15 protein-coding genes are annotated in these 13,678 nt (G+C 51.5%); 10 read left to right on the top strand and 5 right to left on the bottom strand.

Features of this window, described 5'->3' with window-relative positions:
- Nucleotides 1-515 precede the first annotated feature (515 nt).
- Nucleotides 516-935 (top strand): hypothetical protein, encoded by a 420-nt coding sequence (locus tag RUE5091_RS12525; RefSeq protein WP_058282257.1) that lies wholly within the window; start codon nt 516-518, stop codon nt 933-935.
- Between the two features lie 329 nt (nt 936-1,264).
- On the opposite strand, the gene RUE5091_RS12520 is transcribed toward RUE5091_RS12525, so the two are convergent.
- Nucleotides 1,265-2,035, bottom strand: a complete 771-nt coding sequence (locus RUE5091_RS12520) for a lysophospholipid acyltransferase family protein (protein WP_058282256.1) — start codon at nt 2,033-2,035, stop codon at nt 1,265-1,267.
- A gap of 338 nt (nt 2,036-2,373) precedes the next feature.
- On the opposite strand from RUE5091_RS12520, the gene RUE5091_RS23290 reads away from it, so the two are divergent.
- Nucleotides 2,374-2,529 carry a hypothetical protein gene (locus RUE5091_RS23290; RefSeq protein WP_165590778.1) on the top strand — a complete coding sequence of 52 codons (156 nt, stop codon included), beginning with the start codon at nt 2,374-2,376 and terminating at the stop codon, nt 2,527-2,529.
- Between the two features lie 33 nt (nt 2,530-2,562).
- On the opposite strand, the gene RUE5091_RS12510 is transcribed toward RUE5091_RS23290, so the two are convergent.
- Nucleotides 2,563-3,333, bottom strand: a complete 771-nt coding sequence (locus tag RUE5091_RS12510; RefSeq protein ID WP_082643651.1) for a hypothetical protein — start codon at nt 3,331-3,333, stop codon at nt 2,563-2,565.
- A 73-nt stretch (nt 3,334-3,406) separates the two neighbouring features.
- Nucleotides 3,407-3,922, bottom strand: a complete 516-nt coding sequence (locus RUE5091_RS12505) for a DUF805 domain-containing protein (RefSeq protein WP_058282253.1) — start codon at nt 3,920-3,922, stop codon at nt 3,407-3,409.
- 567 nt (nt 3,923-4,489) lie between these two features.
- Between RUE5091_RS12505 and RUE5091_RS12495 the strand changes: the two genes are divergently transcribed.
- The 4 genes from RUE5091_RS12495 to RUE5091_RS12480 all read left to right on the top strand — a co-directional run bounded on the left by RUE5091_RS12495 (nt 4,490) and on the right by RUE5091_RS12480 (nt 7,120).
- Entirely contained in the window at nt 4,490-4,789 is a 300-nt protein-coding gene (locus tag RUE5091_RS12495) for a hypothetical protein (protein WP_058282251.1), read from the top strand.
- A 185-nt stretch (nt 4,790-4,974) separates the two neighbouring features.
- Nucleotides 4,975-5,349, top strand: coding sequence for a DUF4345 domain-containing protein (locus RUE5091_RS12490; protein ID WP_058282250.1), 375 nt, complete (start codon nt 4,975-4,977; stop codon nt 5,347-5,349).
- A 16-nt stretch (nt 5,350-5,365) separates the two neighbouring features.
- Nucleotides 5,366-6,223, top strand: coding sequence for a DUF302 domain-containing protein (locus RUE5091_RS12485; RefSeq protein WP_058282249.1), 858 nt, complete (start codon nt 5,366-5,368; stop codon nt 6,221-6,223).
- A 276-nt stretch (nt 6,224-6,499) separates the two neighbouring features.
- Nucleotides 6,500-7,120, top strand: coding sequence for a cysteine hydrolase family protein (locus tag RUE5091_RS12480; protein ID WP_058282248.1), 621 nt, complete (start codon nt 6,500-6,502; stop codon nt 7,118-7,120).
- A gap of 204 nt (nt 7,121-7,324) precedes the next feature.
- On the opposite strand, the gene RUE5091_RS12475 is transcribed toward RUE5091_RS12480, so the two are convergent.
- A complete protein-coding gene (locus RUE5091_RS12475) occupies nt 7,325-8,560 on the bottom strand; it encodes an adenylate/guanylate cyclase domain-containing protein (protein ID WP_058282247.1) in 1,236 nt (411 codons plus the stop codon).
- A 407-nt stretch (nt 8,561-8,967) separates the two neighbouring features.
- On the opposite strand from RUE5091_RS12475, the gene RUE5091_RS22660 reads away from it, so the two are divergent.
- The 4 genes from RUE5091_RS22660 (at nt 8,968) to RUE5091_RS12460 (ending at nt 11,609) form a co-directional block, all read left to right on the top strand.
- Nucleotides 8,968-9,225 (top strand): YjhX family toxin, encoded by a 258-nt coding sequence (locus RUE5091_RS22660; protein WP_082643650.1) that lies wholly within the window; start codon nt 8,968-8,970, stop codon nt 9,223-9,225.
- Nucleotides 9,226-9,234: 9 nt separating this feature from the next.
- Nucleotides 9,235-9,609: a GNAT family N-acetyltransferase gene (locus tag RUE5091_RS22655; protein ID WP_082643649.1), complete on the top strand. Its 375-nt coding sequence runs from the start codon at nt 9,235-9,237 to the stop codon at nt 9,607-9,609.
- Nucleotides 9,610-9,845: 236 nt separating this feature from the next.
- The gene (locus tag RUE5091_RS12465; RefSeq protein WP_058282245.1) at nt 9,846-10,700 is read left to right on the top strand and encodes a CE1 family esterase; all 855 of its coding nucleotides are present in this window, start codon (nt 9,846-9,848) and stop codon (nt 10,698-10,700) included.
- An 87-nt stretch (nt 10,701-10,787) separates the two neighbouring features.
- Nucleotides 10,788-11,609 (top strand): class I SAM-dependent methyltransferase, encoded by an 822-nt coding sequence (locus tag RUE5091_RS12460; protein ID WP_058282244.1) that lies wholly within the window; start codon nt 10,788-10,790, stop codon nt 11,607-11,609.
- A gap of 179 nt (nt 11,610-11,788) precedes the next feature.
- On the opposite strand, the gene RUE5091_RS12455 is transcribed toward RUE5091_RS12460, so the two are convergent.
- Nucleotides 11,789-13,669: a tetratricopeptide repeat protein gene (locus RUE5091_RS12455; protein ID WP_131726310.1), complete on the bottom strand. Its 1,881-nt coding sequence runs from the start codon at nt 13,667-13,669 to the stop codon at nt 11,789-11,791.
- Nucleotides 13,670-13,678 lie beyond the last annotated feature (9 nt).

Raw genomic sequence — 13,678 nt, 5'->3', positions numbered from 1 at the left:
GGAATGGTCAGTCCGTATTATGACCAGAGAAAAGAATTTAGGTCGGTAGAAATACAAAACCTCCCCATCCCGGTTGGTGTCACGCTAATCTTAGAATCAGGACTGTATGTCTTTTTGCGGGAGTGTCAGACGAGGAGGATCGTGATCGTAGAAAAGAGAGCCCGCGCTCGGTACTAGTTTCCAACACTGGACTGAGTGACTGGCGGCTTTGTCCAACGCGCTGATCTTGATCACTCACAAACCAGAGATTGGTTCGGTAGATTCATGACCAATGCCCTCATCTTGTGAGGATTACTACTCCAATGAGTAACAAAGCCAGGAATCCAGAACTGGTTTTTCGAGCATCAGAACGGCGGGTCATCGTAAGCAAACCAACAATAATTTCAGCGCGCTAGGTATAAAAAACGAGGTTAGCTGAAGTTTAATTTGCCCAATGTGAACTTCTTAACTTTGGTTAGAACGGTTTTTTGGCAGTATCGTTTCATGAATTGTTAGTGAGTTCAGTGAGTAAGTAGATGTATTTGCATAATTTCGAGGGGCATTGTTGCGCGGTCAATGACATCCGGATGGATGATTTTGCGCGTGAGTATCCGTTGCTGGACGATGTAGGCGTGCACGCACAATGGCAGAAGGGCTCCTGGCAGATCACGCGGATAGCCGACATCTGGACACGAACCGGGAAGGTACTTTCTTTACCTTACAAAGGAGCCAACGCCTATCCATCTTTCCAGTTTGCTCAGGATGGAACCCCGCTTCCTTTGATGGAAAAAGTGTTGAAAGCCCTGCCACGTGAAATGACCCCGTGGCAATGCGCGTTCTGGTTAACCTCTCCCAAACTGGAACTCGGAGGGGAAAGCCCGGCAAATCGCATTCAGATCGGCGATGATTGCATAGTCGGTATCGCAGGCGATGCTGGTGGTCTGATGGCAGCTTAGTGTTAGCTTTTGGTCACTCATACGTCGTACAGCATCTGGCAAATTCGTGTCTCCCCTGCATTTTCTGCCTCCGGCAAGAATCGCGAGATCAGGGCACTTAATTGTCCATTCTCTTCTGAGAATTCAGAGACAATACCAAGCAGCCCATCCATAAATACGAATGGCCAAGAGCATACTGAAATACGGGTACTAACTAGGTCTTCGAATATCGATACCCGTTGGAGAAAATCCCACCAACAAGTACAACTGCTCTGCAAATCTGTTATCTGCCGCTACGCGTAGCGGAAACTCAACAAACTCGGTTTCTACATATTTCTGTCAAACAGACTTCACCGCTCAAATACAGCCATCATCTGCCTGCGCAATCGCGCCAGATCCTCATCCACACTAGCGGTAGGATCGCACGTAAATGTTGGCAAAGCCTCCACACGGATCGTCCCGCTGCGCGGTAAATGTTTGCCGCGTGGAAGTAGACTATCGCTGTCGTGGATGACAATAGGGGTGATCGTGCGGCCGGTTTCTCGGGCGACTAATACAGCACCCGCCTTAAAGTCCCCTAGCGATTCTGTTTTGGCCCGGGTGCCTTCTGGGAATAGCACAATGGAACAACGGGCAGGCATTTCCCTGACAGCCTTTGTCAGCGTATCCATGGCCGTTGAACCGGAATCCCGGTTGATAGGGACGAGACCCGCTCCATCAAAACCAGTACGCAGGAGTTTGCTGTTCCAGAACTCTGATTTCGCAGCGAAAGTGAACCATTTGGTGTCGGGCACCACATGCATGAGACTGAAGCCATCGAGATGGCTACGGTGGTTAACCACGATGATGCTGTTGGTGTCGGCGGCGAGGGCATTCTTTTCCTCAGGACGCATCTCGACGCGGATGCTGAGGAGCCACAGCAGGCGGGAACATGACCGTTTCACCAGGCGCCAATACCAACCCCGAAACCCTCTGCGCCGAACGCAAAGAAGAGGGGCAAAGGCCACGAAGAGGAAATAAAACAGGCCGACAAGAACCAGTATAGCGCGCTTGATAAGGCGTATTGGCAATGGGTCAATGGCGCGAGTAGCGCGGTCTTGACCGTCAGGTGAAAAGGGCATGACGTCCTCTGATAGGGCCTGTGGCTGGTGCGTAAGCCATGAATAAAGGCCACCGGAGGTCCTCCGGCAGCGCTTTGACGCGCCACTTGCGAAGGAAGACAGCCACCGCACACCTCTCTATCTGTCGAAGTCAGTACCAGATCAATGAGAAAAGACGACGTAGCGAAATGTATCTTGGTGCTTCAGTCTGACTGGAGTAACAACTGACCGGCCTTGGCATAGAATATCGGTAAGAGCCCAAAGTTACATCATCGGTCGAGAGCATCCGCAATTAGTTTGGCAAAGGTTCGGAGCTCGTTGTTCCCCGGATTCGGGATTGGTTTGAAGGTGATTACTTCTTGCTCGATGTAGCGTCGCGAGGTGACATCGTACTTGTCGAGAAGCGGTATCAGATGCGCATGAGCATGGGCGACATCACCACCCGAGAATTGAAATGCCACACGCTTCCTAGACCCGAAACCAGCACCATTCCGGAAGCCAAACATTTCATCTGACGCACTACTTTGGAAGCTGGTTGGAAGGAGGTATCAATTGCACTGATCATACCTGTAGTCCCCATATTCCAGCCAGTTTGCCGAGCCGTCGCTAAAAATCAGAAACTCGGACCTGTCTTCCCCAAGCAGGGCAACGACAAATCCAGCGGGCGGCTCAGAGTTCCCGAAGTAACTGTAGGCCGTCATGGCTCTGATCGGCTCGCCGTTAACCATTACTCGCGCGTCCCACTCCCCCTCCGGCTTGTCCAAAATTACGGGTTCGATCACGCGCTCTATCGCTCCGCCACCACAATAGACGATGCCTTCGGGCGCTTCGTAGGAGGTCTCTTGGCTAACTTCTGAAACGCACGCAGAACGAAGGGACCGAATTGCTGCGCTGGAACCTTTCAAGTCAAAGATCCCATAGCTGACATCCTGATCAATCATCGACAGATTAACCGATGCATTGGCCGCAAGCTGATCCAGAACAAAACCATAGTCCGGCTGACTATTGAAACTGACCTCGACGGGATAGTTGTCGACGATCTGCACGGCAGCGTTTTCTGCGCCAACCTGAAATGCTCCAACTTCGGTGGTGCCGTTCTTCAAAAAACGAATGGAAAGCCCCTGCTTGTCCGCAATGTCCTGGCTGTCCTCGAATCCAGCCGGTGCAAAGCGGATACGGTCACACTGAAGTTCCAGCGTCATGTTTCCTGTCTGAATAAATGCATTGGGATTAGGCCCGGAGTTGAACGACCACTCCGCTGATGCTGTGGTCGCTCCTGCCATCAGTAGCATTCCAATGGAAATGGTTTTTAAGCTCATTTTTTCTCTCCATTGAGTTACGGTTCGCACTGTCGTTCAGCAGAGATTCCAGCCAATTGCCCGGACAGCCAGATCAGGAAACAGGTTCGCCGTATTCGTTTGCGCCTTCTTCCGAAGGGCGCGTCAACCACCAGATCATCAGAATGGACAGAACCAATTGAAGAATTGAGACAACAACAATACCGGTCACGCCCAGGACTGCCGCGGGTCCTCGTAATGCGTCAGGGTTCTCGGTCCCTTGCTCCAAAACCGAGAAGAACGCCACCCCACCCAGCATAACAAAGAGCGTTGTAATGCTGAGCGCCATCGGCAGCAGCAAATACCAGCCAGGTCGTCCTGTATCATGCAGCCTCCGCCAACCGGCGGCCAGCATGGGTATGAGAACAGCCAGTTGGAAAACAGAGGACAGAACCCGAGATCCCTGCCCTGTTTCGGGGTCCGTCCCGAATATGATCGTATCCAGCACAGCTAAAGCAGCACTCATGAGAACCACAAACAAGAAGAACCACCAGTATTCTGAGCGTATGGCCCGACCGGAGAACTGGAAGTATTTCGAGAAACACGTTTTAACTGCTTCCACAAACCCCATTTTCAACCCTTTCTAAGTTTCTGTGCGGCCTCAAACGCTTCGCCGCTCTAGAGAACGCACTCGCCCCTTAGGATGCTCCCTCTTACCTTTTTGTTTGAAAGCAGAAGCCTATCGCACGAGAGCGTAAAGAATTTTACGCGCGGAAAAAATATTGATTTGTAAAAAATTAGATTCAAATATGCGAATTCGACACAACTTTATTTACCTCCGTTGTTGTCGCTGTCGCCCGATTTGTCGGGCCCTTCCGACTGCTGGAGTGAGTGCTGGCAGTCGGAAGGCACTTTACAAAGATTGAGCGTTGGGAGGACGCGATGCCCAAAATTAACGTACTCGCCCTCTTTCCAGAGTTTGTTCTAGCCTTTGCCAGTGACTTCATTCGGAAATCTCACGTTGTTGGAGGTCTTAGCAGTAAACGTAAAATCGCTCTGCACGCCAAGCCCCCCGCGACAAGTTGTTGGAAAGGGAAATCACAGGGTCGAAGTATGTTCCATAGCCTGCTCTGACGCGAGAAACTCAAACAAGCCCATCCAATTTCACTAATTTCAAGGAAACCAGAGGGAGAAGAAAATGTCTAACAAGATGGTGATGATTGCAGGCACGACATGTTTCGCACTGCTTGCGGCCTGCGACGATACGAGTACATCAAGCGCGTCCGCCGAGCTCACGCCGGCTCAGCAGGCGTGTTTGCGAGATGTAGCCAATACGACAAACAATTCGCAAGTCGTGGTGCTCTCATCCGCGTTTAGCGAGGCAGGAACACAGGTCACTGTAGGCGTTGGCGAGGATCGTGCTCCTTGGAATTGCATAGCTTACAGTGATGGCACGACAGCTGGTATCGAGTTCCTTGGCGACGAAGGCGCATTGTGACCTGTCTGCTGCGTAGCTGAAAACGGCTGCGCAGTACCGGCTCGCTCTTCAGAAAGCTCGACTTGGCCTGTCGGATACGCCTTTCAAAGCGTAGCGTGGGCATCCGTTTCGGATCATCGGATGCCTCAATAGACCGATCAAGAATTTTGTAAACAAAGCGAAACCTCTACAAGAAGGAGTCCTCCATGAGTGCTAGATTCGTCCTTCTGCTTGCTGCCGTCGGCCTCGTGCCAATTGCGTTATCATACGGTCTGATGCCCGGCAGTTCGATCCCAGTTTTGCTGGGATTTCCGGTGGAAGGTACGAACCAAACCCACGTGTTCCGAGCGGTTATGGGTCTTTACCTGGCAAACGCATTGTTTTGGTTGGCGGCCGCTTTGAAACCAGAATTACAACGCCCCGCGCTGTGGATTCTATTTTTGTTTATGTCGGGACTGGCCGTTGGACGCTTACTAAGCATTCTTATCGATGGAGTTCCGAACGGGATACTTCTCTTTTACCTTGCGGCCGAGATAGCTTTTGCGGCTCTGGCGGCGGTTTCCCTGACAAAAGTACAATAAAAAAGGAAGTGGCAAAATGGTGAGGTTTGGCTTTGTTTTCTCGATGATTGCAACTGTTTCGGTTGCGACATCCGCTTTTACACAATCGTCATCTGTCCAGACCGCGGTGGACAAAAACTTCTTAGCGATTGAGACTGCCGTTGCCGAAGCGGGAGCTACTCCAATCGCATCGATAAATCACGCGCGCTTGGCCAAAGCCGAAGGCGTAGAAATGCCAGCGTCTCGTGTGCTCATTTTCTCTGATCCAGAGATAAACACGCCCTTTCTAGAAGAGACCGTGCGAGCAGGTCTGGACCTTCCTCTTCGCGTTCTTTCCTTCGATCAGGATGATCGCCCGCAGATCGCCTATACAGACTCTCAGTTTCTCAAAGTGCGGCATGGTCTGAATGACATCCAAGCGTTAAATACATTTCAGAGCAAGATGCTCGAAGTTCTAAACAACTTGGATGCAACACCAGCGCCGACCAACGGGTTGTTTGCCGACTATGGGGTCATCGAACTGCGATCTCAGCTCAGCGTACCAAAGGCAGTGGAACGTCTCAGAAAAGCAGTGATGGAGCAGGACGATACGGTCTGGTTTGGGGAAGTCGATTTTGCGGCCGAAGCGTCCCATCTGGGGGTGGAACTGCCGGATGCAGTTCTCTTACTGTTCGGCGGACCAGCACCCGGTGGCGTGGCTATGGCGGGCTTTCCGGCAATTGGTTTGGATGCCTTTTGCCAAAAACTATTGGTTTACCCGAATGAAGAAGGCGGCTCCGTAGTCATTTTCAATGACATCGCTGCCTTGGCAGAGTTGAACTACGGTTCCTCAGCCGAGCCTCATCACGGTTTGAACAAACGGCTTACCGCAACATTTCGCACTGCAATTGAGTAGCCGCTGGTTGAAAGTCACAATTTTTCTGAATTGCTATATTCCGTATTTGGCTGCCCATTCTGAGCTGGGTACAGACCATCGCAACACTTAACCCCTAACGGCGGTTTGCGGGCAATGTTGCCCTGGGCGCGAGCATATAGTTTTCATTCCAAAACAAGGCAGCACGGTCTTGACCATACTCAGTTGCACATTTAGTCAAAATTGATCTGCCCGCTGGGACGACCCGGCCCAACAAGGGCGTTTCTTCAGGACGACCTGGCAAATTGGAGGTCGAACATGACGACTAAAACCAAACAAGCTAGGAAACTGATCGAGGGTAGACCTGCCCTAATCGTAATCGACATTCAAAAGAGCACGTTTATTGATAACAGCGAAGTACGCACCATCGACAACATGCCGGGCTACAAAGAGCGCATGATCGCTGCGCGTGATTTGGTTGATGCCGCACATGATTACAATGTGCCAGTCCTTTTCATCCAAGAAGTCCATCGTCCCGATAGGATAGACTTCGGCCGTGAACTGGATGGTGACGAAGACATACACTGTCTCGAAGGCGATCCAAGAACGGAGGTTGCAAAAGATGAGATGGGATATCGCAAAGGTGACTACATCGTCCCGAAGCGACGGTATTCTGCATTTTTCGGAACCGATTTCGAAATCCTGCTACGAGGTTTAAAGGTAGACACACTTTTGTTGTGCGGCGGGCTGACAGATGTTTGTGTGCACTACACATTCGTCGATGGCCACCAATCAGACTACTTCTGCCGCGTAGTAGAAGATTGCGTTGGCGGGTCATCTGTCCAAGCCCATGAAGCTGCTCTCAAAGCTATGGAATATCTACAAACTGGCGCTGTTCAGAGCCGAGAAGCAGTGATCAATGCGATTACGTCGCTCTAAATTGCAATCGAAACGTTAGTGCCAGTTGGGGTGCATAGTTTTTTTGGGTGCGGAAGCGCAGGAGCCGAGGTTTGTTATGAGGCTCTGGTTTGGAGTAATGGGAAGATTTTAACCGTAGGATCGTCGCAAGAGTAAGCCCGCGCGGCGCTAGCGGTTGTTTACGCGCCTGGCCTAATGGGCCAGAACTTTTGGATTGAGCTTTATCTAGTCTATCGTGAACAGCTCCTGTCTTTCAGCAACACCGCGCAATCTGTATTGCCCCAGGGAAACAAGACTTGGAATGGAGCTCACCGACTCGCCGGCCACCTTGTCGGAAACAACAATGTTCTGATCGAGCGCGCTGCACATGCCAAGAATACGGGCCGTTGTATTGACTGCTGGGCCAACCACTGTGAAATCCAAGCGAGACCTACCGCCAATGTTGCCATAAAGAACGTCGCCAGCGTGCAACGAAAGAGTGAAGCCGGTCGTTGGCAAACCATCTGCTTGCCGTCGTTGGTTGAGTTCGTCAAAAGTATCCCGCAACTCCGCAGCCGCGTGAATTGCGACGCGGCGAGCGTCCGTAACCTGATTGATATCGAAAATGGCAAGCATACCGTCTCCCATGAATTTCAGAACGTTACCGCCATTCCGTTCGACCACGTCAACAGCTTCTGCGAAGTAATCGTTTAGCAATTCTATGATTGAATCTCCCGGAAGCGCTTCTGATAATTTGGTAAATCCTTGCAAATCAAAATACCAAATCACCGCCGAAATCGTTTCGGATGAACCTCGTGTGATGTCCCCAGAAAGAACGCGCCTGCTGGCGTCTTTGCCCAAATAAGCGGCGGTTATGTCTTCAGCCATCAGCCTGTTTGCCCCACATTTTAGCGTCAGGCAAAGCGGAGATATCAGTTGACGCAAACCGTCAAGTTGCTGGCTCGTGAAGCCCCCGCTCGCGTCGGTCGTCAATGAAATAATGGCACCTTCCTCGGCCTGCATTGGGTCAACAGGCATAGCGTTATCCTGTATAAGGAAGAACCGTTTAACAGCGAAGTAGTCTGTGGCACCGCGCTCGCGAAGTTCATCAAAGATTGGAAAGCTAAGCTCTGGATCTTCGACTGTCAGATCTTGTCTGATCTCTTCAATGTTGTTTGCCAAAAGATAGTAAATCGGGCTTAGGATGTATTGTTCAGGCGCATCCGTTCTTCGGACAAAGTCCTCTCGCTCATTTCCCCCGTCCCTGTGCCAGCGGAAAGCGACTGTCCCAATCTCGGGATGATGAGCGCGCACAGTAATGTTTGCTCTCTGAAGCGGAATCCCTGCCGAAACAAGACGTTTGCAGAATGCTTCCAACCAGGTTTCAACCGGCGCATTCTCTAAACCTTGTTGAACCAGCCAATCGGCTAAGTCCTTTATGGCGGCTGTGAGTTCCCAGTCTTGGATTAATGGAGCTGCCATGATGACCTCACGATGAGATGTCTGAACAGTTTGTTACTAGTCTAATTCAGTTCAAGTACACATCAAATTCAATTCTCCCACTGCGCTTGCAGCCCTAAGGCCGTTAACAGTCGACGACTTTTTGCGGGGTATCGATTGGGTGCTGGCGCGTGCGGCAAGTGATGCGTATCACCACTCAAATTGAGACATCTCGAACTTAAGATATATTGACGCATCTTGCCTGAAGGACTATCCGAGCCAAACGTATGAGGCGGTACGCCTCACACAACGGAGATTTTATGAAAGAGACCCGGGCCTAACGCCCGTTCCTGGCGAACCAAATTCAGGAACACCAACACTGATGGGTACACTCACGCGCGATGCTGAGTGTCCTTTTTGTTGTGCTTTCGTAAAATCGAGACATCCCAATGAATATCTCAAAGCACGAGCAACGTGTTTTGCACGAACTCGCCCTTGGCGGGGCGATCCACTTCGAACGACTGAAAAACGGAAAAGTCCATGACGTCACTTGTTATACGCGTGACGGCTATGTGCTGTCCGACTGCACCCTGAGTGTTTTCCAACGCTTGCTGAAAAAGCGCTTTATCCACTCGAAAAACGGCACCCCCTATCGCGCCTCCGCGTTGGGTATCAAATCCGTGCGCGCGCAAATGAGCCAAAGATAGGAAAGACCCATGAACCAGACAGAAATTGACACTATTGTTGAAGTCCACCGGCTGGCCTTCGGAAAAGAAGAAGGAGACGACATCGCTCGGCTCGCCAGAGGCTTCCTCGATCTCCCGGACACGATTTCTATCAGTTCCGAACGCGACGGAAAAATTGTAGGCAACGTGCTGTTTACTCCGTTTAAGTTCGTAGACCACCCAGATGCGAAATGTTACCTGCTGGCACCTTGCGGGGTGCTGCCAGCGTATCAGGGCCACGGCGTAGGGAAAGAGATCATGGAGGCGAGCATTGAACATCTCAGTTCCGTCGGGGCGGATGCGGTGTTCGTGCTAGGGGTTCCGACGTTTTACCCTAGATATGGATTTGTATCGACTTACCGGTAAAGCTATCCATAGAGCTGCGGCAAGTATAAGTGCAGTTATTCTCATCAAACTCCTCCATCTAAGAGCAGCTGGAGTTTAACACGCACTCTGTCTTGTGTCGGCATTGGACTAGAGTGATCACTTGTTGCCAATAAAATATGCGGTGGAGATGTTCCAAGACATTTGGGCCGGTGCCTTCGGAGATGCGTAACGCTGTGTTATGATTTGTATAGTCTAACGACAGAGGTAAACGTTTGATGCGACACGAAACACGCATTTGCATTTTGACGCTCGGTATTGCCATTGCTGTTATTGCTGCAAGTCCGAAAGCGGCCCTTGCCTCGGACGGAGAGTGTGGCGCGCCGGATGCACCTTGCACACTGGAAGGCGGTGAGTACTACGTGGCCCTGCCAGAGGCTCCGGATGAACCGCCTGCCGTCATTTGGTTGCACGGTTATGGACGGTCTGGCAAAGCGATGATCCAGAATTCCGCTTATGTCGATCCTTTCATCCGGCGCGGCTACGCTGTGATTATGCCGAGCGGGCAGCCCAGTATTAATAACAAAGACCTCGATTGGGGCGTGGCCGACGGGTATGACCTGGCACGCGATGATGTCGCCTTTATCGACGCCGTGCGCGCCGACGTAGTGGAGCGCTTTGGTATTGACCCGTCGCGAATACTGATCGCAGGCTTCTCCCGCGGCGGTTCGATGGTCTGGGACATTGCGTGCCAAGCGCCGGAGTTGGCGAAAGGCTTTGCTGCCGCGGCCGGGGCATTTTGGGAGCCCATGACCACAGAGTGCGATGCTCCCGTTCACCTGTTTCACGTACACGGCTTCAAAGACCGAATGGTGCCGTTCGAAGGCCGACAGCTGACATGGGAGGGTGTTGAGTTCAACCAGGGTAACGTTATGAAGGGCGTGGATGTCTGGCGCCGCGAGAACGCCTGCTTGGGCAGCGCGGAAAACAGCTTTGGCGACGATGACTCGATGCAAAAGGACTGGATGGACTGTGAGGCCGGCTCGATCCGGTTGAAAGTCACCAAAGGCGGGCATGGCGTACCGGAGGGCTGGCGGGACGCGGTGCTCGACTGGTTCGAAGCTCTACCCTGAGCACTTGAGTGCCCCGCCGGCTCTCCGCGAAATTTGATCTGATGTGCATTCAGTAGCTTTCAATATGCTTGGTGAAAGGGGCTGAGAATGAAAGAGCAAGTTTCCGACCACTATGGCCGCAGCCGCAGGCTGATCGATCAGATAGCTGATGACCTGAAGGCCGCGGGCATTGACCCGAAGAAACTGCGCGCCGCTGATTTTGAACCAATCGATGAGTTCCATTTTCGAGGCCGGCAAGCGACTTTGGAGCTGCTGGAGAAGCTGGAGTTGGCGCCAGATGCGAATGTGCTTGATATAGGTAGTGGTCTGGGCGGGGTGACCAGAACAATTGCCGAAGAAGCAAGCGCTAAGGTTACAGGCATAGATCTGACGCAAGAGTTTTGCGACGCAGCCAAAACCATTTCAGATTGGGTCGGTCTCAGTGAGAAAACCATGTTTGTTCAGGGAGATGCGACAAAGCTCTCATTTTCGGACGGCAGTTTTGATGGCGCGGTAACTGTCCACGTTGCAATGAACATCCCGGACAAGCTTGCGGTGTACAAAGAGGCCCACCGTGTCCTGAAGCCGGGAGCACGATTTGGAATTTATGACATTCTACAGGGCGAAGGTGGTGACGTCGTTTATCCGACGCCATGGGCCATGGATGCCTCGATCAGTTATCTCGCGACCCCGAAAGAAATGGCCAGTTTGCTGCAAGATGCAGGTTTTAAGATTTTGGACGAAGAAGATTCAACGGCTGAAAGCTACGAATGGCTAAAGGCGAGAATTTCGAAGCCCAAGTCTGGTCGCACCATGCCGGTTACGACACAGATTCTATTTGGGGACATCGCCAACGATATGATTCAGAACCAACTTCTGGCCCTAGATGAACGTCGTTTGTTGACTTACCGCTTCATTTGCACAGCCTGACGCGATTGTTGCATCGACGCTCGAAATAGTCATTCTCTGCGGTATGCGTGATTGACTGACGTTCAGCCCAAAGCGGACATTCAAAATCGAGCTTTGCATCAACTATGCCTTGAGACAAAGCAGGCGAACGCTTGGGGAAACCGCGCATACAGCCAGTATTCGGGGTTTTGAAAACCTTGTTATTCGGGCAATCCACCAGCAACCATCGCACCAAAATACCGGTCCTGGTCCTCAGTATGCATAAAGGGTGTGTTTCTGTGTGTAGAAACACGGAAGTCCGGCCGGATTTCGAGTAATTTCTTTGCTTCAACCTGAGCATCTTCCAGACGTCCCATTTCAGCAAGGGTTGCAACCAAGATTCGGCGCGGAGGAAGCGACTTTGGATAAGTTGAGACACCGGTTTTTGCCAGCAGAATTGCCTGTTCGTAATCTCTGACTAGGAATTGAGAAAGGGCCGCGTTAAAATTGTACCAGCCGGGATAACGTGGGTTGACCCTTTTTGCCTTGTTGTTCCACTCAATCGCTTCGGCTGGCTCACCCATAAGCGACCTTAAAAAGCCCATACCATATAGGACCTCAGGATCATTGGGGTTCTCCCTTATTGCCCGCTGAAATGCCTGGTACGCGAGTTGATGATCGTGGTCTGCAAACAAATGTAGCTGGCCCAAGCGGTGTTGAACGCGATAGTCCGATTGATCCAGTTCTAACGCACGCTGTGCGTGCCTGCGGGCTTTGTTCAGCGCGGTTTCTGGATCGTCCGACCCACCAAAGCGCCAAAGGCTAAGATAGCGACCGCTCAGTTCAATATGGGCAGAAAGGTAGTCTGGATCGAGCACTATTGCTCGTTCCAGAAGTTCTATTGCCTCTTTCCGACTCGCAGTATTCAGCAGCTTGCTTTTGGCGACAGCCCTCAGAAAAAGTTCATACGCTTCTAGATCATCGGTTGGCCGTTTCCTAAGCGACGCGATTTCTTCTTCCTCAACTACTATTTTCAGGGTGGATGCGATTTCCCGAATAAGGTCGGCCTGAGCGGAAAACAATTCTTCGACGCCAACGTCATATTGTTCCGACCATAGAGCGTGCCCCGACTCTGTCTCTATCAGTGTTGAGTTAATCGAAATATTCTCGCCAACGCTCTGAACGCTACCTGACAAAACATATCGCACACCGAGCTCTCGACCAATTTCTCGCGGTTTGACCAAGCTGTCCGCAAAGGTAATCGAAGTAGAACCAGCAATCACAAATAGCTGTGGAAACTTCGAAAGCTGCGTCGTGATTGCTGTTCCAAAACCTTCTGCCAGATAGCCGACCTCTTCAACTGTTGAGCGGTTCTCAAAGGGCAAAACGACGATGGACGGTTCGTCTGGGATGGCAAGCGCCAACTCCTCTTGTTCGGTCAGGGGTGCCACATCACTGGATCGCCACCATATGACCGCAACCAGCACCAAACAGATGCATGCTGCACCGACCAGAGTTGGCGCCCACTTGGACATGTGTGGTTTCGTATGCGCAACTGGCTCTGAAATAGCCAAAGCCTTGGCCTTGTCATCCAGAACGACTTCGAAGGCTCGGACTGGTCTCTCTATGTTCTTGACTTCGGTCTCACCCAGATCCTCGAAATTCAGATCCAGCTTGTCCTGTACCTGGTCCCTTACGCTGCGGTGAATGCAGATACCTCCGGGCTCAGCCAAGCCTTCAAGTCGAGCGGCGACATTGACGCCATCACCATAAATGTCTCCATCCTCGGCAATCACATCTCCGATATTGATGCCGATCCGAAACACAATTCGTTCGCTTTCTGGAACGTCCGAATTACGAGAGAGCATTTCGTTTTGAACAGAAACGGCAAATTTCATTGCCTGTACGGTGCTTTCGAACTCCAGTAGAGCACCATCACCTATCAATTTGATCGTCTTGCCACCATAACTCGCCGCAAAGGGGTCAATGAGTTCAGACCGATGCGACTTTAGTGCTGCCAGCGTCGCTGCCTCATCGCGTTCCATCAGTCGCGAGTAGCCCACGACGTCAATACTCAAGATAGTGGTAAGGCGGCGCTCCACTCCCGTTCT

Origin of the sequence: Ruegeria denitrificans (genome assembly GCF_001458295.1) — a bacterium.
GTDB lineage: Bacteria > Pseudomonadota > Alphaproteobacteria > Rhodobacterales > Rhodobacteraceae > Ruegeria > Ruegeria denitrificans.
Note: the sequence above shows the minus strand (reverse complement) of the source record. Positions and strands in the feature narration are given on the sequence as shown.

Coding starts and splice junctions, on each gene's coding strand:
- RUE5091_RS12525 (WP_058282257.1), top strand. CDS start 516: ATGTATTTGCATAATTTCGAGGGGCATTGTTGCGCGGTCAATGACATC.
- RUE5091_RS12520 (WP_058282256.1), bottom strand. CDS start 2,035: ATGCCCTTTTCACCTGACGGTCAAGACCGCGCTACTCGCGCCATTGAC.
- RUE5091_RS12510 (WP_082643651.1), bottom strand. CDS start 3,333: ATGAGCTTAAAAACCATTTCCATTGGAATGCTACTGATGGCAGGAGCG.
- RUE5091_RS12505 (WP_058282253.1), bottom strand. CDS start 3,922: ATGGGGTTTGTGGAAGCAGTTAAAACGTGTTTCTCGAAATACTTCCAG.
- RUE5091_RS12495 (WP_058282251.1), top strand. CDS start 4,490: ATGTCTAACAAGATGGTGATGATTGCAGGCACGACATGTTTCGCACTG.
- RUE5091_RS12490 (WP_058282250.1), top strand. CDS start 4,975: ATGAGTGCTAGATTCGTCCTTCTGCTTGCTGCCGTCGGCCTCGTGCCA.
- RUE5091_RS12485 (WP_058282249.1), top strand. CDS start 5,366: ATGGTGAGGTTTGGCTTTGTTTTCTCGATGATTGCAACTGTTTCGGTT.
- RUE5091_RS12480 (WP_058282248.1), top strand. CDS start 6,500: ATGACGACTAAAACCAAACAAGCTAGGAAACTGATCGAGGGTAGACCT.
- RUE5091_RS12475 (WP_058282247.1), bottom strand. CDS start 8,560: ATGGCAGCTCCATTAATCCAAGACTGGGAACTCACAGCCGCCATAAAG.
- RUE5091_RS22660 (WP_082643650.1), top strand. CDS start 8,968: ATGAATATCTCAAAGCACGAGCAACGTGTTTTGCACGAACTCGCCCTT.
- RUE5091_RS22655 (WP_082643649.1), top strand. CDS start 9,235: ATGAACCAGACAGAAATTGACACTATTGTTGAAGTCCACCGGCTGGCC.
- RUE5091_RS12465 (WP_058282245.1), top strand. CDS start 9,846: ATGCGACACGAAACACGCATTTGCATTTTGACGCTCGGTATTGCCATT.
- RUE5091_RS12460 (WP_058282244.1), top strand. CDS start 10,788: ATGAAAGAGCAAGTTTCCGACCACTATGGCCGCAGCCGCAGGCTGATC.